The organism is Mesorhizobium sp. C416B (assembly GCF_030323165.1).
Taxonomy (GTDB): Bacteria; Pseudomonadota; Alphaproteobacteria; order Rhizobiales; family Rhizobiaceae; genus Mesorhizobium.
Window position 1 is genome coordinate 1,340,874 of the sequence record NZ_CP100471.1, and the last position, 22,550, is coordinate 1,363,423.

At 63.3% G+C, this 22,550-nt stretch carries 22 protein-coding genes; 9 read left to right on the top strand and 13 right to left on the bottom strand.

Annotated features, from left to right (window positions below; genetic code table 11):
• Nucleotides 1-33: 33 nt before the first annotated feature.
• Genes NLY43_RS06845 through NLY43_RS06870 form a run of 6 tightly spaced genes read right to left on the bottom strand, consistent with a single transcriptional unit; the run spans nucleotide 34 to nucleotide 6,181 of the window.
• Nucleotides 34-1,038, bottom strand: a complete 1,005-nt coding sequence (locus NLY43_RS06845) for a Rieske 2Fe-2S domain-containing protein (protein WP_286460743.1) — start codon at nucleotides 1,036-1,038, stop codon at nucleotides 34-36.
• Complete coding sequence (locus tag NLY43_RS06850) at nucleotides 1,035-2,168, bottom strand: GNAT family N-acetyltransferase (RefSeq protein ID WP_023711925.1); 1,134 nt, start codon at nucleotides 2,166-2,168, stop codon at nucleotides 1,035-1,037. Before NLY43_RS06850 ends, NLY43_RS06845 begins: the two co-directional genes overlap by 4 nt.
• Entirely contained in the window at nucleotides 2,165-3,421 is a 1,257-nt protein-coding gene (locus NLY43_RS06855) for a F390 synthetase-related protein (protein WP_023711926.1), read from the bottom strand. The genes NLY43_RS06850 and NLY43_RS06855 overlap by 4 nt, the downstream gene beginning before the upstream one ends.
• Nucleotides 3,418-4,242 (bottom strand): MBL fold metallo-hydrolase, encoded by an 825-nt coding sequence (locus tag NLY43_RS06860; RefSeq protein WP_023711927.1) that lies wholly within the window; start codon nucleotides 4,240-4,242, stop codon nucleotides 3,418-3,420. Before NLY43_RS06860 ends, NLY43_RS06855 begins: the two co-directional genes overlap by 4 nt.
• Nucleotides 4,239-5,243, bottom strand: coding sequence for an NAD-dependent epimerase/dehydratase family protein (locus NLY43_RS06865; protein ID WP_031199442.1), 1,005 nt, complete (start codon nucleotides 5,241-5,243; stop codon nucleotides 4,239-4,241). The genes NLY43_RS06860 and NLY43_RS06865 overlap by 4 nt, the downstream gene beginning before the upstream one ends.
• Nucleotides 5,240-6,181, bottom strand: a complete 942-nt coding sequence (locus NLY43_RS06870) for a 3-oxoacyl-[acyl-carrier-protein] synthase III C-terminal domain-containing protein (RefSeq protein WP_245263167.1) — start codon at nucleotides 6,179-6,181, stop codon at nucleotides 5,240-5,242. The genes NLY43_RS06865 and NLY43_RS06870 overlap by 4 nt, the downstream gene beginning before the upstream one ends.
• A gap of 201 nt (nucleotides 6,182-6,382) precedes the next feature.
• On the opposite strand from NLY43_RS06870, the gene NLY43_RS06875 reads away from it, so the two are divergent.
• A complete protein-coding gene (locus NLY43_RS06875) occupies nucleotides 6,383-6,979 on the top strand; it encodes a T6SS immunity protein Tdi1 domain-containing protein (RefSeq protein WP_023685696.1) in 597 nt (198 codons plus the stop codon).
• A gap of 6 nt (nucleotides 6,980-6,985) precedes the next feature.
• Here NLY43_RS06875 and NLY43_RS06880 read toward each other — a convergent pair whose 3' ends face one another.
• The 3 genes from NLY43_RS06880 to NLY43_RS06890 are packed head-to-tail and all read right to left on the bottom strand — an operon-like array spanning nucleotide 6,986 to nucleotide 9,277.
• Nucleotides 6,986-7,435 carry a DNA polymerase III subunit chi gene (locus NLY43_RS06880; protein ID WP_023672739.1) on the bottom strand — a complete coding sequence of 150 codons (450 nt, stop codon included), beginning with the start codon at nucleotides 7,433-7,435 and terminating at the stop codon, nucleotides 6,986-6,988.
• A gap of 8 nt (nucleotides 7,436-7,443) precedes the next feature.
• Nucleotides 7,444-8,934, bottom strand: coding sequence for a leucyl aminopeptidase (locus NLY43_RS06885; protein ID WP_023711929.1), 1,491 nt, complete (start codon nucleotides 8,932-8,934; stop codon nucleotides 7,444-7,446).
• Nucleotides 8,935-8,983: 49 nt separating this feature from the next.
• Nucleotides 8,984-9,277 carry a hypothetical protein gene (locus tag NLY43_RS06890; RefSeq protein WP_156935527.1) on the bottom strand — a complete coding sequence of 98 codons (294 nt, stop codon included), beginning with the start codon at nucleotides 9,275-9,277 and terminating at the stop codon, nucleotides 8,984-8,986.
• 32 nt (nucleotides 9,278-9,309) lie between these two features.
• On the opposite strand from NLY43_RS06890, the gene lptF reads away from it, so the two are divergent.
• From lptF to NLY43_RS06930, 8 genes are all read left to right on the top strand, one after another.
• The gene (lptF, locus tag NLY43_RS06895; protein ID WP_023672737.1) at nucleotides 9,310-10,509 is read left to right on the top strand and encodes an LPS export ABC transporter permease LptF; all 1,200 of its coding nucleotides are present in this window, start codon (nucleotides 9,310-9,312) and stop codon (nucleotides 10,507-10,509) included.
• A gap of 2 nt (nucleotides 10,510-10,511) precedes the next feature.
• A complete protein-coding gene (gene lptG / locus NLY43_RS06900; RefSeq protein ID WP_023711930.1) occupies nucleotides 10,512-11,594 on the top strand; it encodes an LPS export ABC transporter permease LptG in 1,083 nt (360 codons plus the stop codon).
• The gene (locus tag NLY43_RS06905; protein WP_023711931.1) at nucleotides 11,594-14,026 is read left to right on the top strand and encodes an LPS-assembly protein LptD; all 2,433 of its coding nucleotides are present in this window, start codon (nucleotides 11,594-11,596) and stop codon (nucleotides 14,024-14,026) included. The genes lptG and NLY43_RS06905 overlap by 1 nt, the downstream gene beginning before the upstream one ends.
• A gap of 91 nt (nucleotides 14,027-14,117) precedes the next feature.
• Nucleotides 14,118-15,047, top strand: a complete 930-nt coding sequence (locus NLY43_RS06910) for a peptidylprolyl isomerase (protein ID WP_023711932.1) — start codon at nucleotides 14,118-14,120, stop codon at nucleotides 15,045-15,047.
• A gap of 12 nt (nucleotides 15,048-15,059) precedes the next feature.
• Nucleotides 15,060-16,088: a 4-hydroxythreonine-4-phosphate dehydrogenase PdxA gene (gene pdxA, locus NLY43_RS06915; RefSeq protein ID WP_031199443.1), complete on the top strand. Its 1,029-nt coding sequence runs from the start codon at nucleotides 15,060-15,062 to the stop codon at nucleotides 16,086-16,088.
• Nucleotides 16,089-16,141: 53 nt separating this feature from the next.
• Entirely contained in the window at nucleotides 16,142-16,978 is an 837-nt protein-coding gene (rsmA, locus tag NLY43_RS06920; RefSeq protein ID WP_023711933.1) for a 16S rRNA (adenine(1518)-N(6)/adenine(1519)-N(6))-dimethyltransferase RsmA, read from the top strand.
• Between the two features lie 115 nt (nucleotides 16,979-17,093).
• A complete protein-coding gene (locus tag NLY43_RS06925; RefSeq protein ID WP_023693963.1) occupies nucleotides 17,094-17,297 on the top strand; it encodes a hypothetical protein in 204 nt (67 codons plus the stop codon).
• 9 nt (nucleotides 17,298-17,306) lie between these two features.
• Nucleotides 17,307-17,885, top strand: a complete 579-nt coding sequence (locus NLY43_RS06930) for a Fic/DOC family protein (protein WP_023711934.1) — start codon at nucleotides 17,307-17,309, stop codon at nucleotides 17,883-17,885.
• Nucleotides 17,886-17,968: 83 nt separating this feature from the next.
• Here the strand turns inward: NLY43_RS06930 and gmk are convergent, their stop codons facing one another.
• The 4 genes from gmk to fabF form a co-directional block, all read right to left on the bottom strand.
• On the bottom strand, nucleotides 17,969-18,643 hold the full coding sequence (gmk, locus tag NLY43_RS06935) for a guanylate kinase (RefSeq protein ID WP_023672729.1): 675 nt from the start codon (nucleotides 18,641-18,643) through the stop codon (nucleotides 17,969-17,971).
• A 6-nt stretch (nucleotides 18,644-18,649) separates the two neighbouring features.
• Nucleotides 18,650-19,540: a YicC/YloC family endoribonuclease gene (locus NLY43_RS06940; protein ID WP_023695597.1), complete on the bottom strand. Its 891-nt coding sequence runs from the start codon at nucleotides 19,538-19,540 to the stop codon at nucleotides 18,650-18,652.
• A gap of 262 nt (nucleotides 19,541-19,802) precedes the next feature.
• On the bottom strand, nucleotides 19,803-21,062 hold the full coding sequence (gene mltG, locus NLY43_RS06945) for an endolytic transglycosylase MltG (RefSeq protein WP_023672727.1): 1,260 nt from the start codon (nucleotides 21,060-21,062) through the stop codon (nucleotides 19,803-19,805).
• A 202-nt stretch (nucleotides 21,063-21,264) separates the two neighbouring features.
• On the bottom strand, nucleotides 21,265-22,527 hold the full coding sequence (gene fabF / locus NLY43_RS06950) for a beta-ketoacyl-ACP synthase II (protein ID WP_023685687.1): 1,263 nt from the start codon (nucleotides 22,525-22,527) through the stop codon (nucleotides 21,265-21,267).
• Between the last annotated feature and the right edge of the window lie 23 nt (nucleotides 22,528-22,550).

Genomic DNA, 22,550 nt, shown 5'->3' on the forward strand with positions numbered 1-22,550 from the left:
GCAGAACTGGAATCAAGTGCCGTGAACTTTAGATTACAACTCGATTTGGTGCACCCGCGGCTCTGCCGCCGCCGGTGGCATCTTGCCGTCGATGATCGCCGCTATGTCGCGGCGCAGGAAATCCAGCGGGCCGATCGCCGGCTGAACCTGCGGCGATATACGGGCGTTGTCGCTGGCCGATTTCAGCACACGGCGATCCTGCTGCAGGGCAAAGGCAAAGAGCGGCCGGAAAGCAAGCGCCTTGAGTTCGCCGAACAGGCCCTGTCGCGGGCCGATCAGCCAGCCGACGCCTTCGACGGTCCGTTCGTCCGTCTGACGCAAATGGAAAGTGGTCGCCAGCGCCAAGCCGCCCTTGCCCCAATATTCGAGTTCGACGATGCCGGGATGGCGGTAGCGGCCGATGGTCTTGGCGCGCTCGCCTTCCAGCAGCCGGCTGACCAGCCCCTGTTGGCGGTCCTCGCCGGTGTAGCAGCTTTCGACCCAGCCCTTGCCGCCGGTCACCTCGACGCGCACGAGATGGCGCTTTGCGGTCAGGCCGCGCAGGACACCCTTGTGGGTGAAGTGGGTGTGAGTGGCGTCGAGAATGTTCTCGGCGGCGTCGAGCACCGTCGATCGCGCCGAGCTTCGCACCCGCTTCACGACGACATCCTTGCCTTGCATGCAATGGAGATAGGGCTCGCCCCCAGGCGTGCCTGCCGAGACGAAGACGACGCCGTCGCGCTCGATCGCGCTGTAGCGGCGGATACGGTAATGCGGGACGTCGCCGACATGGCCGGGAATGGCGGTGCAGCGCCCTTCCCCATTGTAGCGCCAGCCATGATAGGGACATTCGATCTCGCCACCGACGACCTTGCCGGTCGAGAGTTCGACCAGGCGGTGAGCGCAGCGGTCGAAGAGGGCGGCAATGCCTTTCGCCGAGCGGAACAGCACCAGTGGCGCGCCGTCGAACAGGATGCGCTTCGGCTTGGCTTTGATGTCGGCAGACCGCATCACCGCCTGCCAATAGTCTTTGTCTTTCTGCTGCCGGGTGTCGCTCAAAGTTCAAATCTCCTGAGCAGGGGAATGCCGATCTTCGCGAGCACAAATTCCATGATCCGCACCGCCATGCGTTGGCGGCGCGGCAGATGGGCAGCATAGACGGCGTTGTATTCCACCGTCGCCACGGCGCCGCGCAAGCGTTTGAAGGCGGCGGCACCGGCGCTCATGTTGAAGAACAGGCTGTGCGCCATCGCATGATCCTGCGCCAGCGCCATCATCATGCGGTAAAGGCCTTCGCTCACCGGGAGGCCGGTGTCGTAGCCGACGATGGGCTGCGTCAGTGTCCTGCCGTTCTGAGACAAAGCGGCGACGGCGACCAGTTCACCGCCGGGACGACGCAGGCCTGCCAGTTGCAGGATGCCGCGACGGTGCGTCTCGCCGATATAGCGGGCCGTGTAGTGCGGGTTGAGCGGCGTGTATTTGTCGAGATAGAGCATCCGGTAGAGCGCTTCGGCGCGCGCATAGTCGGCCTCGGTGAAGTCGCCATTGCCGACCTGCTCGAAAGGCGTCGTGGGCAGCCGCTTGCGGTCGCGCTTCATGTCGTTGGTCATCGCCGAACCGTCGCCTGCGAAGATGTAGATCTGCCGCGCCGCCAGCATTCGAAAACCCTCCGCCTTCAGCGCTGCGATTGTCGAGGGATCGGCGATCTCGTTCAGGGAGCGGATGAAAACAGCGCGATCTGGAAAACGCGCGGTGAGATCGTCGCGCATCGCCGCGACCGCGTTGCGATCGAGCAGCGGCACCGGATTGGTCGAATAGAGCCAGTTGTTGACCTGAACCTGATGGTCAAGGCCGCTCATCCTGACCAGCGGCGCGCACAGGCCGATCAGCATCCGCATCGTTTTTTGCAGCAAGGGCGAGGAGACGAAATTGCGGGTCTCGTCGATGGCATAGTCGATATAGGCGCTGGACGGGCAGCAGATATAGCAGTTCGGCGCTTCGCTTCTGTCGTTCAGCGTCAGCGGAAAGGAGCGGCCGGCGATCTCGAAGGTTTCGACAGCCACTGTCAGATTGCGCACGAGGTCGCGCACCGGCACCTCGTTGAAAAGCTGAACGAAGGCTTCGACCTCACGCGGGCTGTTTTCTACCCGGTTCGTCTGATCGAGTGGCAACATAGCGAGCCGGTTCATGATGCCGCTCCCAGGTGGCATTCGACCCGACGCAGTTTGCGGCCGGTCTCCAACGGCAGGCTCTTGCGCAGGAGGCTGACTCTCACCGTCGCCTGGCGCGCGGCCAGTAGCGTTCGCACGGCTGCATGCGCGGCAGTGGCGGCTTCGTCGGCGAGCTCGGGCGCAAGGCTAAGTTCGATGACGTCGGCAGCGGTCTGGACCAGGCGGAAATCGTCGATGCGCCGGTCGGCCTTGAGCACCGCATTGCGTAGTATGTCGGGCGTGACGAGGAGCTGCCCGTGCGGCGAGGCGAGCCGGAAAGCGTCGTCCATGCGGCCGACGATCTCGTCCAGCGTGCGCAGCGGCGAGCCGCAGCGGCATGGCTTTTCGGACAGCCGCAGCAGATCGTTCATCCGGTAGCGCGCCATGATCTGGGTCCGGCGGCGAAAGGCGGTGATCAGCGGCATGGCCAGGCCGTCGCCGGCCGGTTCGAACTCGAAGAACACCGAATCCTCGGCCAGATGCAGCCCGCCCTGGCGGCAGGTGACGGCGAACAGCCCTTCGGTCGCCATGTAGATCTGGTCGAGCTGACGACCAAAGAATGCCTGGATGACCGGCCGGTCAACCGGGTCGAGCGTTTCGGCGGCGCTGAAGACACGCTGCGGCTTGAGCCTAAAGCCCTCGACCGCGAAGTGCCGCAGCATCTTCGGCGGCGCGATGATCACCGTCGGCGCGAAACCTTCGAGAGCGCCGCGCCAGCTCTCCGGACCGCGCGTCAGATCGAAGAAGCGCAGGTCGATACGCCGCGATTTGCGCGCGCTATCGTAGAGCCCGGTGTTTTGCGGCAGGATCACCGCAACCCGCTGCCGGCGCCAGAGCAGATCGGGCACTGCTTTGGCCAGGATGGTGCCCAGCCAGCGGTATTTTTCCGCTTCGGAAATGATGAACAGGCCACGATTGCCCGACGTGCCGGTGCTGGCGCCGACTGTCAGTTCACCAATGCGGCCATCGCCTGCCTGCGCCTTCCAGGCCTCGGCGGCCGAGACGCCGCGGATGTTGAAGCGCTCGAAATTGCCCATCAGCGTCGCCTTGTCGGTCACCGGCAGATCGCCGAGATGACGCGGCGTCTTGCCGTAGAACGGCGCGCGCGGCAGGTCGCGGTCGAGAAAGCGGCGCAAGGCATGACCTTGCCAGCGTTCGAAATTCTCACGGCTCTTGCGCGAGAGCCATTGCGTCAACACAAACGAACGGGCCGCTTCCGTCGGCCCGTTCATGCGCTCTCTCCGGCCAGATCGTAGGCCGTCACCGCCGGATCATGACAAAGAACAACCTCGCCGCCGGTCGCCAGAAACCGGCGCAACATTACGCTGGTCGGCTCGATCGCGGCGGCATCCTCGGCCAGCAGGGTTGCCGGCAGACCGGGAGTTCGGTTTTCGACAAGGGCCGCGAACAACCATTGCGCGTCGACGGCGTAGAGCAGCGGCCGCTCGAGATTTGGGAACGAAAGGCCGAACTGGCCATCGGCATGGCCGGGCAGACCGACTGCGATGACGCTGCCGTCGCCGAACAGATCGGCGCCGCCTGGCACGCCGCCGCGAGGTTCGATCCGCCGCTTCGACGACAGCCCGTCGAGCCGGCTCTCGAAATCGGCCGGGAACAGTTCCTTGAAGACGCCATGGCGCAGATTCTGCCGGGAAGTCTTGGCCTTCGCCCGCGCCCAGGCGGTGTCATTGGCGATAAGCCGAGCGTTGGGAAACAGCGACAGGCCCGACATGTGGTCGGCATGGAAATGCGTGACGATGACGGTGCGCACATCCTGCAAAGACAGGCCGAAGCGCGCCAGTACCGCGAGCGGCTGCTCGGCTTCGTTGAGCTGGGGCCGGAGGATCGCACTGTAAAGACGCAGCGCCGTGCTGCGCCCACTGCCTTGTGTCACATGCGGCGTGTAGCCGGTGTCGATCAGGACGGGGCCGGCCCGCGGATGCATGATCAGGCCGTAGCGGACACGTAGCCTGACCTTCGCCCAGCTGCCGCCGCGCAGGATCAGGCGCTCGGCTGCGCCGACAGAGGCGCTGTTGGCGAAGACGATCTTCACGCTGCCCCCCTGCTTTCCATCGCCTTGCCGAATGTGCGATCGAGCCCTTCCTCGAACGACACTTTCGGCGCCCAGCCGAGGATGCGGCCTGCCTTGGAAAGATCGAGGCTCTGCGCATAGGCGAACAGGCCAAGACCGTAGCGCGTCACCGGCGGTTCCGGGCGGCCGGGCAATATATTCGCTACCGTCTCCGCTATCCCGGCCGCCAGCATGGCGGGCCAGAGCGGCATTCTGCGCCAGCGCGGCTGCACGCCGGCGCGGGCGCAGGCCGCCTCGGCAACGCGGCGGACCGGCACCACTTCGCCGCCGGAGATGTTGAATATCTGTCCCTCGGCAGCGCTGCCGGCGGACAGCGCGGCAAGCACCGCATCGACGACATCCTCTATATAAGTGAGATCCATGCGCGCCTTGCCGTCGCGAAACAGCGGCAGCGGGCGCTGCCGTGCCACCTGCAGCAGACGCGGCAGCAGCGTGCGGTCGCCGGGACCGTAGAGGCCGCGCGGCCGCAGCACCACCGGGCTGATCTCAGGCGCCGCCAGCACGATCTCCTCGGCCTGCCGCTTGGTGCGGGCATAGTGGTTGACCGGAGGGGGCAAGGCCGCATTCTCGGAAACTCCGAGCTGGTCGCGATAGGCGAAACAGACCGTCGGGCTGGAGATATGGACGAAGCGGCGCACGCCTTGCCCGCGCGCGAAATCGCTGAGGTTGCGGGTAGCTGTGACATTTGCCGTCTGGAAATCCGCCAACCTGCCGAAGGGCGCGGAAAGTGCCGCGCAGTGGATGATCGCATCGACGCCGTCGAGAGCGCGCGCGGCAGCTGCATCGAATGGTTGAGACAAATCGAGCCGAACGACCCGATGACCAGCGGCTTCGAGCGCCGCGCAGCGTTTGGCGTCCCTGCCAAGACCCAGCGCCGGTGTGCCCAGTGCAGCCAGCCGCGCCATGACATGCGCGCCGAGGAAGCCGCTAGCGCCGGTGACGAGGACGCGTCCCACGGTCATGCTTCCAGCGCCATGCCGCCGAACGACACGCCGGCCGAGGTGCCGAGGAACAGCACTTTGGCGCCGGGCACAATGCGTTGTTCGCGGCGCGCGACGTCGAGCGCAAAGGGGATGGAAGCGGCGATCTGATTGCCGTAGCGCGCCGCGATGTCGACGAGCTTTTCCCTGGCGAAGCCCGTCTGGCGCGCCATGTGGGCGAGCGCGAAAGGGCTTGCCTGATGCGGCACGACGAGGTCGACATCGTCGTGCCGCCAGCCGGCGCGATCGAGCAACTCCGCTACAAAGCCGTTGAAATGGCGTGACGTGACGCGAAACAGTTCCTTACCCTCCATGTGGAACAGGCTGTGGCGGGCAAATTCCTCAGGCTCACGATGAAAGTCGAACCGGGTGCCGCCGGAGCCGATGCTGCAGGCCGCATAGGCGGAAGGGTAGGTGCGCATCAGGTTGGCCGCGACTCGACCCTCGGCAGGGGCTGCCTGTTGCAGCACGGCGGCCGCCGCGCCATCGCCGAAGAGGGCCGCAATTTCCGGCTGGTCCTGCCACGGCAGCGCGCGCGAGGCGATTTCAGACGAGAACACCAGCGCCGTCCGGCATTGCCCGGCCTCGATCAGGCGCGACGCGGTCTCGAAGGCTGTGAGGAAGCCCAGGCAGGTGCTGTTGACGTCGAAAGCGGCCGCCGACCCATCGGCAAGGCCGAGGCGCTGCATGACCAGCGGCGCCGTCGACGGCAACGGCTGGTAAGGCACGCCGCAACCGCCGATGACCAGATCGACACTGCCTGCCTCAAGTTCGGCATCGGCAAGCGCCAGACGGGCTGCGGCACAAGCAAGGTCGACCTGCGATTCGGCGTCGCAGACATAGCGTTCGATGACGCCGGTCGCGGCCTCGAAATGTCCATCGCCAAACCCCAGCCGCGCATCGAGGGCGCGCGACGTCACGCATCGAGCCGGCACGGCCCGCCCGGTTCCGATGATCCTGATCCGCATTCTCAGCCCGCCCAATGAGCCTGCATCCAGTCAATCCATAAAACGGATCCAATGTGATGGCCATCATCAAGACGAATGCGTGGGAACTATGGAGCCTTCAGTGGATTGCGGCTAGAATCTCTCGCACGTATAAAGACCCGTACGGGGGCGATTATGGCCAGATCTTTTTTCCGCTTTATTTCTTCAATTTTTGGCGCGTCCGACGCCAGACAGGAAGGAAAAGCCGAGGCCAACAGAGCCAATACAGGGGGCTTGATCAGAGCCGAATGGCCCCATGACTATCAGTTCCTCTTTATCGAACCACCTGCGAACGAAGTCGCGGAAGCGTTGGACGGCTGGAAGTGGATCGGACTGGATGGCCTTGAACCAGCTGCGGTGTCAGCTTTCGGCGACATATTTTTCCGTGCCGGCGACGGGTCGGTTCGTCATCTCGATATGCTCGACGGGAAATTGACCAGAATTGCGGGTCATTGGGCGGAATTTCAGGCCGACTTGCAGAATGAAGCGCGCCGCGACGAGTTGCTGCTGGCGGGCCTTGTCGTTGCCGCCCGAAAGAACGGACTGATTCCGGCAGCCGGCCAATGCTATGATTTCAAGAAGCCGCCGGTGCTTGGCGGCGAAATGAGTCTGCGAGAGATGGAAACGACGTTTTTCGTTGTGAAGGTGCATATCGCCGGCCAAATCCATCGGCAGGTGAAAGATCTCCCGCAGGGCGCGAAGATAAACAAGGTTACGATCAGCGACCGATAACGCGACTTACGCCTTGCGCTCCCAGCGACGGTCGGGCGTCTGCTGCCAGTAGGTGACAGCGTGGCCCGCTTCTTTCAACACCTTCCAATGCGTCCGCGCCCCTTCGACCTGGGCCGCGTCATGGCCGTCGAACAGGAACACGGCGCGTTCGTAGCCGGCGAGATCGGCGGGTGCGGCGCCATCGACGAGGAAGCGTATCTGCGCCTGGTTGGGGTTGGCGTCGCTCGTGGTGAGCAGGATTGGCTGTTCGGCCGGATGGGCTTCACGGTCGGTCGCGTGCGCGAGGAACGAATCGTCCCTGAATGTCCACAGATGCAGGTCGAGCGCATCGCGCCGCTCCTCGGTCCCTGTCTGCACCACGGCGCGCCAGCCGCGATCGACGCTGCGCTCGAGCAGGCCGGGAAGCGCATCCTCCAGCGTCGATTCGGTCAGGTGGTAGAACAGGACATCGGCCATTCCCTGCCTTATCCCTCGTAATTGTCGCGCACCAGCCGGTCGAGCAGCCTGACGCCGAAACCCGAGCCCCAGGACTGGTTGATCTCGCTCGGCGGAGAGCCCATCGCGGTGCCGGCGATGTCGAGATGCGCCCACGGCGTTTCCTTGACGAAGCGCTGCAGGAACTGCGCGGCGATGATGGCGCCGCCATAGCGGCCGCCGATGTTCTTCATGTCGGCGTTCTTGGAATCGATCAGCTTGTCGTATTCGGGCCCAAGCGGCATGCGCCACAGCCGCTCCTGACTCGCCTGGCCGGCCGCCGTCAACCTGTCCGAAAGTTCGTCATTGTTGGAGAACAGGCCGGCATAATGCTGGCCGAGCGCGACCATGATGGCGCCGGTCAGCGTCGCCAGATTGACCATGAATTTCGGCTGGAAGCGGTCGTTGCAATACCACAGCGCGTCGGCCAGAACGAGGCGTCCTTCGGCATCGGTGTTGAGCACCTCGATGGTCTGACCCGACATCGAGGTGACGATGTCGCCGGGGCGCTGGGCATGGCCGTCGACGGCATTTTCCACCAGCCCGACGATGCCGACGACATTGGCCTTGGCCTTGCGCGCGGCTAGCGCCTGAATGAGCCCGATGACGGCCGCGGCGCCGCCCATGTCGCCCTTCATGTCCTCCATGCCGGAAGCCGGTTTCATCGAATTGCCGCCGGTGTCGAAGGTGACGCCCTTGCCGACGAAGGCGACCGGTGCGTCCTTGGCCTTGCCGCCCTTCCATTGCATGACAGCCATCCGGGCGCCGCGTGGCGAGCCTTGCGCGACACCGAGGAGCGAGCCCATGCCGAGCTTCTTCATTTCCTTCTCGGTGAGGATTTCGACCTCGACGCCGAGCGCTTCCAGTTCCTTGGCGCGGGCGGCGAATTCGATCGGGCCGAGCGTATTGGCCGGTTCGTTGACAAGGTCGCGCGCCAGAAGCACGCCGTCGATGACCGCAACCTCGTCGGCGAAGGCCTTTTTCGCCGCGGCAGGATCGGCGGTGTGGATGGTCACCTTGACCGGTTTGTTCGGCTCGGCATCGTCCTTGTCTTTCCTGGTCTTGTATTTGTCGAAGGAGTAGCTGCGAAGAATGATGCCGGCGGCAAGGTTCGCCGCTTGCCTGCCGCCAATCTTTGCGCCCGGCACATCGAGGATGACGGCCACCTCCGCTGCCTTGCGCAGGGACGCGGCGATGGTGCCGCCAAGCTTCAGCCAGGCAAAGTCATCGAGGCCGGCGACCTTGCCGGCGCCGACCGCCACCAGTCGGTCGAGCGATGTTCCCTGCGGCGCCAGCACTTCGACGACACCGGCGAATTTTCCGGAAAACTCCGCCACCGGAAACGCCCGCGCCAGCGTTGCTGAGGGGTCGCAGGCCTTTGCCGGTTCGCCAAGACCACCATCGTCGGCCGCCAGCACGAAGATGCTGCCCTTTTTGGGTGCGGCAAATTTGGCGAAGGCGATCAATGGTCTCAAAGTCATCAGGTCCTGCTTTCGGGAAACGGCTCAGATTTTCAGGAAAAATGCATTCTCAGGGAAGATGCGCGACATTTGGTCGTTTTCCTTGATTTGGCAAGACTTTGCCGGAATCGGGGCTCATATGCGCAACGGAATCGATAACGATTCGTCGCGGCACGGCCCCGCTTTCCTGCCGCAACCTGTTGTTAACCATCGATGTTCTCCCTTTCTTATCCATTGCCGCCGACACTCCGGCCTGCGGGACGGGCGATGTGGGACGGAGAATCGGATCGAACCGCCTGAAAGAAATGGCCAAACGCACCCAGTTGTACAGCCGCAGCCGGACGACTACCTTGTCCGCGGGCATGATGCCGTTCGGCAAATCGAGAAAAGCCTTACATGAAGGTCGTTGAACGCTACATCATGCGTCGCGCACTGGCGGTGTTTCTCGCTGCGCTGATCTGGACGCTGGCCATTGTCTGGACGACGCAGGTGCTTGCCCGCATCGACCTGGTCACCGATAGTGGCCAATCGGCGCTGACTTTTTTCGAGGTCGCGGGCCTCATCATCCCCACCATCATCCCGATCGTGGTCCCGTTCGCCCTGGTGGTGGCGGTGGCCCAGACGCTCAGCGTCATGAACTCCGATTCGGAATTGGCCGTCATCAACGCCGCCGGCGCCTCGCGCTGGACGATTGTGCGGCCGGTCCTGCTGATCGCGCTGGCGGCCAGCGTCTTTTCCTTCGCGGTCGACAATGGCGTCGAACCCTATGCCAGGCAGAAGAACCGCCAGCTGATCGCATCCTCGCGCGCCGATCTCTTGTCGCTGATCATCCAGGAAGGCACGTTCCGCAAGATCGACGACGGGCTGTTCCTGCAGATAGGCGAGCGGCTGCCGGACAACCGGCTCGGCGGCATCTTCGTGGCCGATTCGCGCGAGGAAGGCGCCAATCTGATCTATTATGCCAAGAGCGGCAGCGTCGTCGAAAAGGGTGATGAGAAGGTGCTGATGATGAATGACGGCGTCATTCATCGCAAGACGCTGACCGGCGATCTGTCGGTCATCCGCTTCACGTCCTACGCCTTCGACCTTTCCGCCTTCATGTCGGCGGCGAACGATATCATGCTCCTGCCCAAGGACCGAACGACGCAATACCTGCTCAACCCGGATCCGAACGACAAGATCTTCCAGCGCAGGCCCGGCGCCTACAAGGCCGAGCTCGACCAGCGCTTTTCCGAATGGTCCTATTCGCTGGTGTTCGCGCTGATCGCGCTGGCGGTCGCAGGCGATGCGCGCTCACACCGCGAGGCGCGCATCCACCCGCTGATCACAGCCATCGCCATTGCGCTGTTCGTGCGCTGGCTGGGCTTCTTTGCCGCCGGCAAGGCGGACAAGATCCCGCAATACGCCTATATGGTCTATGGCGTGCCGGTCATCGCCTCGGCGGTCGCCATCTGGTTCATCGTCACCTCGCGAAGCATGGAACTGCCCGGCAGCTGGGCCGACTGGATGACGAATTTCGCCGGCCGCGTCAGCGATGGCTGGACCGCGCTCAAGCTGCGCCTAAATCGGCGCTACACATCCGGCCAGGGAGCCTGACGATGGGCTGGACCCTGGGCCGCTACTTCTTCTTTCGCTACGTGTCGATCACGATCTGGTTCTTCATCGGCCTTCTGGCGCTGGTGTTCCTGATCGACTTCACCGAGCTGTCCGGCCGCATCACCGGCCTGCCGGGCTTCACCTACGGCACGGCGGTCGCGATCTCGGCGCTGAGGATGCCGATGATCATGCTGCAGACGGTGCCGTTCGTCGGCCTGTTCTCGGCGATGGCGACGCTGGTGTCGCTCAACCGCAAATACGAGCTGGTGATTGCGCGATCGGCCGGAGTGTCGGCCTGGCAGTTTCTGTTGCCCTGCTGCATCGGTGCGCTGATATTCGGCATATTGTCGGTCGGCGTGCTCAATCCGATCGCCGCGCATGGCTTCTCATGGTCGGAGCAGATGGAAAACCAGCTGCGATCCGGCAATTCGAACGTGGTGGCGGCCGATGCCACGCCGTGGATCCGCCAGAAAACCAACTCGGGCGACACCATCATCGGCGCCCGCGCCATCCTGAACCAGGGCCTGGAAATGGCCGACACCGTGTTCTTCGTCCTCGATCCGCAGGGCAATATCGTCGAGCGCAAGGACGCGGCGCGGGCCTTTCTGCGCGACGGCTACTGGGAATTGCAGGACGTCAAGGTGTTCAAGGACGGCAACATCCGTTCCGAAACGACCGACCAGTTGCCGACCAACCTCAAGCCGGAATTCGTGCAGGAACGGCTGGCGCGCCCCGAAACCATCCCGTTTTACGACCTTCCCGGCAAGATTGAGGTTGCCCGCTCCTTCGGCCTCAAGGCAAATGCCTTCGCCATGCAGTTCGATTCGCTGGTGGCGTTACCGTTCCTGCTTGTGGCCATGACGCTGATTGCGGCAACAGTTTCAATGCGATTTGCGAGGATGGGGCAGTCGGCAACGATGATTCTGGGTGGCGTCCTCGCCGGCTTTCTGCTTTATGTCGTTTCGGTATTGGTCAAGGCATTCGGCGTGGCGGGATTCGTGCCCACATCCGTGGCTGCATGGGTTCCGGTTGTCGTGGCTATGTTCTTTGGGGTGACATTCCTGCTATACAAGGAAGACGGCTAGTGAGGGAGGCGGCTTTGCGCAGCCATAGGCAGGCCGGTTTGGCGCGCCTCTATTCGGCGAGCGCCTTGGCATGCCTGCTCGCCTGTGGCGTGCTGACGGCCCCTGCGCTGGCGCAGGACGTCACCGACGTGGCAACGAAGGTTCCCTCCGGCTCCCAGATGCTGCTGGCGGCCGACACGCTCGTCTATAACAACGACAACCAGACGGTCACCGCCATCGGCGGCGTCCAGATCGACTATGGCGGCAACAAGCTCGTCGCCCAGCGCGTCGTCTATGATCGAAACACCAAGCGGCTGGTTGCCAGCGGCAATGTCGAGATCGTCAACAGCGACGGCACCAAGATCAACTCGCAGCATATCGATATTACCGACGATTTCGCTGACGGTTTCGTCAATGCGCTGCGCGTCGAAACGCCCGAAAAAGCCTATTTCGCCGCCGAAAGCGCCGAGCGCATGGGCGGGGTGCTGACAACGTTCCACAACGGCGTCTATACGGCCTGCGAGCCTTGCGAAGACAAGCCGGACAAGGCGCCGACCTGGCGGATCAAAGCCAGGAAGATCATCTGGAACGGCGAAAAGAAAACGGTTCGCTTCGAGAACGCGAATTTCGAATTCTTCGGTTTCCCGCTGGCTTATCTGCCGGCGTTCGAGATCGCCGACCCGACGGTCAAGCGCAAAAGCGGCTTCCTGATCCCCAGCATCGGCTACAACAATCGTCTCGGCGTCGGCGTCAAAGTCCCCTACTACTTCGCTTTGTCGCCGACCTACGACCTCACCGTTACCGGCAGCGGCTACACCAAGCAGGGTTTCCTCGGCGAGGCCGAGTGGCGCCAGCGCTTCAACAATGGCCAATACACGCTGAAGCTTGCCGGAATCAACCAGCAGGACCCTGGCGCTTTCCGTGATTTCGCGGCTTTCCCCGGCGGCTACAATGTCAATTCGGGGCCAGCAGGCGATCCGAACAAATTCCGCGGGATGATGGGCACCAAAGGCCAGTTCGCCATCAATCCGCGCTGGGACTTCGGCTGGGATATCCTGCTTCAGACCGACAAAAATTTTTCGCGTACCTACACGATCGAAGGCTACAACGACGCCGTGCATCAATCGTCGGTCTACCTGACCGGCCTAAACGACCGCAATTATTTCGATGTGCGCGCCATGCGCTTCCAGGTTCAGGAAAACACACCGGACGGCAACGTCGCATCGCGCAGCGACAAGCAGCCCTGGGTGTTGCCGTCGCTCGACTATGCCTACATCCCCGACATGTCGGTGGCCGGCGGCCAGCTGTCGTTCAACGTCAATGCACGAGTCATTCGCCGCGACGATCTCGATCAGGCCTATTTTACCCCCTATGTGCCGGGCTCAGGCGTCCAGCGCGTGCGCGGCATCGAGGGCGAATCCGGTCGCCTCACCGCCGAAGCCGAATGGAAGCGTACCTTCACCACGGACGGCGGATTGCAGTTGACGCCCCTTCTGGCTCTGCAGGGCGACGTCGACTATCTCAACGCTTCTTCGGCTTCGCTGACTGCGGTAAACCAGATGGCAACGAATGTCGGTGCCGCCGACGACATGCGGTCTTCCTTCGCCCGTTACATGGCGACCGCCGGCCTTGAGATGCGCTGGCCGGTGCTGTTTTCGATGGCCGGCTCCAGCCATATCGTCGAGCCGATGGCGCAGGTCTTCATGCGCCCGAACGAGCAGTATGTCGGCGGGCTCGCCGTTCCCAACGAGGACGCACAGAGCTTCGTCTTCGATGCCACGACGCTGTTCGAGCGCGACAAGTTCTCCGGCTACGACCGCGTCGAAGGCGGCAGCCGCGCCAATGTCGGATTCCGCTATTCCGGCGCCTATGACAATGGCTGGGGCACCAATGCCATCTTCGGCCAATCCTACCAGCTGGGCGGCCGCAACTCGTTCGATTCACCGGATCTGGTCAATGCGGGCGCCGATTCCGGCTTGGAGACTTCGACCTCCGACTATGTCGGCCTTGTCGGCTTCAGCAGCCCGAGCGGCTTCTCCGGTTCGCTCAGCGGCCGCTTCGACGAGCAGACCTTCGAAGTTCGCCGTGCCGAGGTGAAGGCCGCCTATTCCGGGCTGCCGGTTTCGCTGAGCGCCAAATACGCCTTCATCCAGGCGCAGCCGCTCTATGGTTTCACCACCGATCGCCACGAAGTCACGCTCGGCGCCTCGACGCACCTGGCCGAAAACTGGCGCGTCTTCGGCACCGGCACCTACGACCTGCAACAAAGCGTGCTGGTCAAGGACGGCGTCGGCTTTGCCTACAATGATTCCTGCTTCACCTACCTGATGACGTACTCGGAATCACGCGACATCAACACCAAGGAGGTGTCGCAGAATGTCGGCTTCAACCTGTCGTTCCGCACGCTCGGCGATTTCGGCTCGTCCCAAAGCTCGATCGACTCCATCCAGTAGAGCCGGCTGACGACATCGTTTTGCCGCATAAAGCGGGCACGGATTTCGCCAATATCGGGCTGGAATCGGCCAAAACCGGGCTAGAATTGGGATGCTTTCGATGAGGAAATACCTGTTTTCGGCAGGATTCGCGCTCCTGTTCGCGGCGACCTCGGTCTCTGTCACCATGATGGTACCGCCGGCCTTCGCCAGTGAAATCAAGTATGTCGTCAACAACATGCCGATCACCACCGGCGACATCGCGCACCGGGCTGCCTTCCTGAAACTGCAGCGCAAGAAGGGTGACGCGGGTCAGGAAATGATCGACCAGACGCTGCGTATGGCGGAGGCCAGGCGTCTCGGCATCCGCATCTCCGACGCCCAGGTAGAGGCTGCCTATCAGCGCTTTGCCTCGAGCAACAAGATGCAGTTCAAGCAGCTCGACGGTGTCATGGCGCAGTCCGGCGTGACCAAGGAGCATTTCAAGGAATTCATCCGCTCCCAGATGGCGTGGAATCAGGCGCTGAGCGCACGCTATAGCGGCGGCGGCGGGCAGGTGAGCGAACAGGATCTGGTCAAGCGCATGCTCGAAAAAGGCGGCGCCAAGCCAAGTGCCACCGAGTACATGCTGCAGCAGGTGATCTTCGTGGTACCGAAGGCCGAGCGCAGTGCCACACTCGCCAAACGCAAGCGCGAGGCCGAAGCCATGCGCGCCCGCTTCAATGGCTGCAACACCACGCGTGAATTCGCCAAGGGCCTGATCGACGTCACCGTTCGCGACCTCCCCCGATTGCTGGCGCCGCAACTGCCGCCGGACTGGGCTGAGCAGATCAAGGCCACCAAGCTGGGCGGCGCCACGGCCGTGCGCGAGACCGATCGCGGCATTGAATTCATCGGCATCTGCTCGTCGCGCGAGGTTTCCGACGACAAGGCGGCCCAGATGGTGTTCCAGAGCGAACGCAGCGGCGACAAGAACGCCGACGAGCTCTCGGCCAAATATGTCGAAGAGCTGAAGGCGAAAGCCAAGATCGTTACGCGCTGAACCGGCCCAGCCGTGCGTGAGACAGAGCTTCCGCTGGCGCTGAGCGTCGGCGATCCATCCGGCGTCGGTCCGGAAATCGCCATTGCCGCGTGGCAGAGCGCCCGCGGTTCCGGTGCCGCGCCCTTCTATCTTCTCGCCGATCCGGCGCTGATTGCCGCGCGGGCGCGCCGGCTCGGCGCGGCGGTGGCAATCGCCGAGACGGTGCCGGCCCAAGCAGCTGGTGTCTTTCGACACGCCTTGCCCGTGGTGCCGCTGGCGGCCCACTTCACCGACGATCCCGGCCGGCCCGACCCGGCCAATGCCGCCGGCATCATCGAGGCCATCGATCGCGCCGTCGCCGACTGCCTTGCCGGTCACGCGGCCGCGGTCGTCACCTGTCCGATCGCGAAGAAGCCGCTTTACGATGCCGGCTTCGGCTTTCCCGGTCACACCGAATATCTGGCGCATCTGGCCTCGCTCCACACCGGCGGCACGGTGACGCCGGTGATGCTGCTCGCCGGCCCCGAATTGCGCACCGTTCCGGTCACCATCCACATCGCGCTGGCCGAGGTGCCGAAGACGCTGACGACGGAGCTGATCGTTGCCATCGCGCGCATCACCGCCGGCGATCTTGCACGCCGTTTCGGCATCGCCAGGCCGAGGCTCGCGCTTGCCGGCCTCAATCCGCATGCCGGCGAAAGCGGCGCCATGGGGACAGAGGACGAGCGCATCATTCGTCCTGCGGTCGACATGTTGCGGGCGCAAGGCATCGATGCCTTCGGACCGCTGCCGGCCGATACGATGTTTCATGCGCGCGCCCGCGCCGGCTACGACGTGGCGGTCTGCATGTATCATGACCAGGCCTTGATCCCGGCCAAGGCGCTGGCCTTCGACGAGGCCGTCAACGTCACGCTTGGCCTGCCGTTCATCCGCACCTCGCCCGATCACGGCACAGCCTTCGACATCGCCGGCAAGGGCATCGCACGTCCCGACAGCCTGATCGCGGCGCTGAAGCTGGCCCGCCGGCTGGCCGATACCGGCGCAAAGCCCGCAGTTGCATGAGCCAAAAATCATGAGCCCAAATCATGAGCCCAAAATTCATGAGCCCAAAATCCATGAGCATTGACGGGCTGCCGCCGCTGCGCGAGGTGATCGAGCGCCATGGACTGCAGGCAAAGAAGGCGCTTGGCCAGAATTTCCTGCTCGACCTCAATTTGACCGGCAAGATCGCGCGCGTCGCCGGGGACCTTAGCGACAGTACGGTAATCGAGGTCGGCCCCGGCCCCGGCGGGCTGACCAGGGCGCTGCTCGCTGCCGGTGCCCGCCGGGTCGTGGCCATCGAGCGCGACGAACGCTGCCTTGCGGCCTTGGCCGAGGTCTCCAACCACTATCCGGGCCGGCTCGAGGTGATCAGCGGCGATGCTCTGAAGACGGATTTTGCCGCTCTTGCCAAGACCGCGTCACAAGGCGGCCCGGTGAGGATTGCCGCCAACCTGCCCTACAATATCGGCACCGAGCTGTTGATCCGTTGGCTGACCGTGGCGGGCTGGCCACCCTTCTATCAATCGATGACGCTGATGTTCCAGCGCGAGGTGGCCGAGCGCATTGTCGCCGGTGCCGGCAGCGATGCTTATGGCCGGCTCGGCGTGCTGGCGGGCTGGCGGACCGAGGCGAGGATCGCCTTCGACGTGCCGCCGCAAGCGTTCACGCCGCCACCCAAGGTAACGTCGTCGGTGGTGCATCTGGTGCCGCGCGCCAACCCTTTGTCAACCGACGTGAAAAAACTCGGCCGCGTCACCGAAGCCGCTTTCGGCCAGCGCCGGAAGATGCTGCGGCAGAGCGTGAAGAGCCTGGGTGGCGAGGCACTGCTGACGCGCGCCGGCATCGATCCGACCCGGCGTGCGGAGACGCTCAGCGTCGAGGAATTCGTGCGGCTGACGAACGCGGTTTGACCGGCGGCGCTAGCGCGGCCGAGGACCCAAATCGCATCCTGTGTGACAGCGACGACAAGCAGCATATAGCGGCATGCAGTTGCCGGTGAGTCGCCGAGCGTGATATTGTCGTCATATGAAAAAGAGTACCTCAAGCCTCCGGCCGACCCAAAATGGCCAGTTTGTCCTGACCAGCGGCAGGGGCGAAAAAATCAGCGCGGTTGAAGGCTTGAAGCTATCGCAACGTATGGGCTTCATTCTGAAGGAAAGCCGTGAGCGCGGCCTGAGCGGGGATGAGCGCAGGGCGCTTATCAAGGACCAAGTAACCCGCAAGAAGTAGGATCGGCAGGTGGTCTATGCCGCTGAACATGATCCGCTGTGCTACCCAGGCACGACCGTTCTCCGCAACAGGCTGAATATCAAAGACCAAGCCCAACTCGATGAATTCGAGTTGGCACTTTTCCTGACCAGGGCCGACGAACATATCGCCGCAGGCCGTCTGGATTTCGAGCACTACAAGGCTGTCCATCATCACCTGTTCCAGGACGTTTATGAATGGGCGGGAGAGGTTCGCACCATCCGCATCGGCAAGGGGGGCAACTGGTTCTGCTATCCTGAGTATATCAACCAGGAAATGCATAGAATTTTCGGCGAACTCGCCGACGGTGATTATCTCTGCGAACTCGACCTCGACGCCTTCGCCGTTCGGGCCGCGCATGTTTTGGCCGAAATCAATGCCGTCCACCCGTTTCGCGAAGGCAACGGCCGCACGCAGCTTACCTTTCTGGCAATGCTGATGGAGAATGCGGGATTCCCATTCAATGCCGATATGCTCGGTCGCGAAAACGTCCTGAATGCGATGATTGAGAGCTTTGCTGGCGAGGAAACCCCATTGGCAGAACTCATAAAAGATATCGCCAGCCAGTAACAGATGCCCACAGCGTCATATTGCCAGATCCTTTGCCAAAGACGCCTTCATGGGGACAGCCGGCCATCGGGAACGACAGCTGCCTATTCCGTCTTCTCGTCCAGCAACCCCGAGACGAAATCGAACAGCCCGGGCCGGCGGTCGCGCCGCAGCCTTTCCGCCGTCACGATTCCACGCACTTCGGCGAAGGCGCGGTCGAGATCGTCGTTGACGATGACAAAGTCATATTCCTTCCAGTGCTCGATCTCGTTGCGGGCGTTCTTCAGCCTGGTCTCGATCACGTGCTCCTGGTCCTCGGCGCGGCGCTTGAGGCGCGACTTCAATTCCTTCATCGACGGCGGCAGGATGAAGATCGAGACGATGTCGGCGCGCATCTTCTCCTTGAGCTGCTGGGCGCCTTGCCAGTCGATGTCGAAGAGCATGTCACGGCCCTGCGCCAGCGCCAGTTCAGCCGGCTCGCGCGGCGTCGCGTAGCAATTGCCGTGCACCTCGGCCCATTCGAGCAACGCGTCGGAATCGCGCAGCCGCTCGAACTCGCGCGTGGTGCGGAAGTGATAGTGGACGCCCTCGATCTCCGAGCCGCGGCGTGGCCTGGTGGTGACCGAGACGGATAATTCCAGGCTGCCGTCGCTTTCCAGCAGGTTGCGCGCGATCGTCGACTTGCCGGCGCCCGACGGCGACGACAGGACCAGCATCAGCCCGCGGCGGCGAATGCGGGATCCGAGATCCCTGGCAACCATCGGCTCCTTGCCACCCATTCGGGTTTACTCCAGATTCTGGACCTGTTCGCGAAACTGGTCGACCACCGCCTTCAGTTCCAGCCCGATGGCGGTGACAGTGGCGGCGTTCGACTTGGAACACAGCGTATTCGATTCGCGGTTGAATTCCTGCGCCAGAAAATCGAGCTTGCGGCCGATGGCGCCGCCATTTGCCAGCAGCGCTCTGCCCGACGCCACATGCGTCTTCAGCCGATCGATCTCTTCACGGATATCGGCCTTGGTGGCCAGGAACGCCGCTTCCATGTGCAGCCGGCCGGCATCGAGATTGGCAGACGCATCCATCAGCAGCCGCACCTGTTCGGCGATCCGCTCGCGGATCGCCGCCGGTTCGCGCGACGGGTCGGCCTCGGCTTGAAGCGTCAACGCCTCGATGGCGTCGATATGGCCGGAAAGCAGCGAACGCAGCGCTTCGCCCTCGCTCTGGCGTGCCTGCTCGAGGCCTGTAAGCGCCGTTTCCAGTGCGGACAGGATTGACGCGTCGAGTGCTGCCCGCACCTCCTCGGTTTCGCTGGTTTCAGGGATATCGAGCACGCCGCGCAGGGAAAGCAGACCGTCGGCAGTTGCCGGACCAACACCGAACTGGTCCTGCAGCCGCTTGGCCAAGCCCGCCAGATCCCTGAGGAAGGCTTCGTTGACCACTGGCTGCGCCTGCTGGCCGGCGGCGCGGCCGACGGTCAGCGTCGCCTGGAAATTGCCACGCGAAAAGCGCTTCTGCAGCGTCTGCCGCACAGTCGGTTCGAGCCGCTCGAAACCTTGCGGCAGCCGCAACCTGACCTCGACGCTCTTGCCGTTGACCGACTTGACCTCCCAGGCGATCGAGGCGCCGTCATGTTCGGCAACAGTGCGTGCAAATCCGGTCATGCTCTGCAAATTCATGATGCGGCTCGTGTCTCCCTGATGGTCCGATTCTAATAATTGCGCATGCGTTCGATATCACGGGCGGCGCGAATGTCAGAATCGCAATACCGGCAAGATGTTGATTTCCGCTGTCGTTTTCGATCTCGCAGGGCTGAAATCGAGAAGCAGAGGCACCCGAGCAAGACCGAAAACGCTTCGAACCGCGCTGTTCGTTCAAGCAGCAGCGCGTCCGCCTCTGTCCGCGTTGCTTAAGGTCGATCCGTCTGAAAGCGCCGACCTGCTACTGGGCGGCACCCGTATCGCCGCCGGCATCACCGCTGTCACCGGCGGCATCGCCACTTGCGTCACCGTTGTCGTCGCCATCCGCCGGCGCATCGGTCTGGCCCGGAGTCTTGGCGCCCTTGGCGGCGTCTTCAGCCTGCTTCTTCTGCAGTGCCCGGTAGCGGGCAACGTTCTCATTGTGCTCGGCAAGCGTGGTGGCAAAGACGTGGCCGCCGGTGCCGTCGGCGACGAAATAGAGATCATCGGTCTTCGACGGGTTGGCGACGGCTTCGAGCGCGGCGCGGCCGGGATTGGCGATCGGCGTCGGCGGCAGGCCGTTGATCAGATAGGTGTTGTAAGGCGTCTGTTTCTGGATGTCAGATTGATAAATCGGCCGGTCGGCGGGTTTGCCCTTGCCGCCGAACAGGCCGTAAATGATGGTCGGATCGGATTGCAGCCGCATGCCCTTGGCCAGACGGTTGAGGAAGACGGCGGCAACGCGCGAGCGCTCGTCGCCCCGGCCGGTTTCCTTTTCGACGATCGAGGCCAAGGTGACGAAGTCGTCGACATTGGCCAGAGGCAGGTCGGGCGCGCGCCGCTGCCAGACCTCGTCGACCAACTTCTTCTGGTCGGCGAGCAGCTTGTCGACCATCTGTTGGCGCGTGGCGCCGCGGGTAAAGCGCAGCGTGTCGGTGGCGAGGCTGCCCTCAGCCGGCTTGGCGGCCGGCATGTCGCCGGTCAGCGCATCCTGCTCGGCGATGCGCTGCAGCGCCTGCTCGACCGTCAGGCCCTCGGGAATGGTCAGCGAATACATCACCGACTTGCCGCTCTTCAGAAGCTCCATGATGTCGCGCATGGAGGCGCGCGGCTTTATCTCGTATTCGCCTGCCTTCAGCGCTGAATCATTGCCATAGACCCGCACGGCGATGCGGAAGATGCGGGCATCGCTGATCAGCCCACGCCGTTCGAGCTGGTCGGCAATATCCTGGACGCCGGTGCTCGGCTTGACCAGGAAGGTGTCGCCGGCCACCGACGGGCCCGGTTCGTTGAATGCCTGCTTGCCGAAATAGAGCGAAACGCCGGCGGCGAGGATCATCAACATCACCGCGGAGATGACGAAGTTCATGAACACGACGACTTGGCTGCGCGAGGCGCGCGAGCGCTTTGGTGGTGGTGTGCCGGCTTCCGGGCGCAAAGCTTCGGCCGCGGTCTTCGGCACGATCGGGCCGGTCTGCTGGTTTTGTCCGAATTGTCCGCTGCCGCCCGGATTGGTGTTCATTAGCGCCCTACCATCTGATCTCTTAGAGCGACCATGCGCCCGATTGGACGCACAGCGTGCCCTAACATTTCAAGCCTACGCATCGTGCTTTTAAAAAAAGCGCCTTCGGTTTCAGGCCGATGCGACGAATCCCCAGCGGCAGAGTATGCTTGAATATGGCAAAATTGACGACAGACCGCTGGCGCGCCGGTCGATACCGCAATCAGCCTGTATAACGCTGGAATACCAGCGAAGCGTTGGTGCCGCCGAAGCCGAAGGAGTTGGACAGCGCCACGTCGACCTGGCGATGCCGTGGCGTGTTCGGAACAAGATCGATCGCGGTTTCGCGTTCCGGGTTGTCAAGATTGATGGTGGCTGGCGCGATGTTGTCTCTGATAGCGAGGATCGAAAAGATCGCCTCGGCGGCGCCCGCGGCACCCAGGAGATGGCCGATCGACGACTTGGTCGATGACATCGAGATTTTCGAGGCGGCGTTGCCGACCAGCCGCTCGACGGCGCCGAGTTCGATCGTGTCGGCCATGGTCGAGGTGCCGTGCGCGTTGATGTAGTCGACGTCGGCGGGCGTCAGCTTTGCCCGGTTCAGCGCCGCCGTCATGCAGCGGAAGGCGCCGTCGCCGTCTTCGGCGGGTGCAGTGATGTGATAGGCATCGCCGGTCAGGCCGTAGCCGGTGACCTCGGCATAGATCTTGGCGCCGCGCGCCTTGGCGTGTTCGAGTTCTTCCAGCACGACGACCCCGGCGCCCTCGCCCATGACGAAGCCGTCACGGTCGCGGTCATAGGGACGCGAGGCCTTCTCAGGCGTGTCGTTGCGGTCGGTGGACAGTGCCCGGCAAGCAGCGAAGCCGGCAAGCGATAGTCTGGTCACCGGCGATTCCGCGCCGCCGGCCAGCATCACGTCGGCATCGCCGAAGATGATCAGCCGGGCGGCATCGCCAATGGCGTGCGCGCCGGTCGAGCAGGCGGTGACGACGGCGTGATTGGGGCCTTTCAGCCCATGCCGGATCGATACCTGGCCAGATACCAGGTTGATAATGTTGCCGGGAATGAAGAATGGACTGATACGGCGCGGTCCGCGCTCTTTCAGGATGATAGCGTTCTCGGCGATGCCCTCGAGGCCGCCAATGCCGGAGCCGATCATGACGCCGGTGGCGCAGCGCTCGGCTTCGGTGCTGGGCTCCCAGCCGGAATCCTTCAGCGCTTCGTCGGCGGCCGCAATCCCGTAAAGGATGAAGTCGCCGATCTTGCGCAGTTCCTTGGGCTCGAGCACGGCTTCGGGATTGAGCGTGCCGTTGGTGCCGTCACCGCGCGGAATGACGTGGGCTATCTTGCAGGCAAGATCTTCCACTTCGAACTCGGTGACGCGCTTGGCGGCGCTGCGGCCGGTCAGAAGTTCCTTCCAGCTGTGCTCGAAGCCCATGCCGAACGGCGAAACCAGGCCAAGGCCCGTGACGACGACACGCCTCATCGCAGGTCCTCCCCGGTGATGAC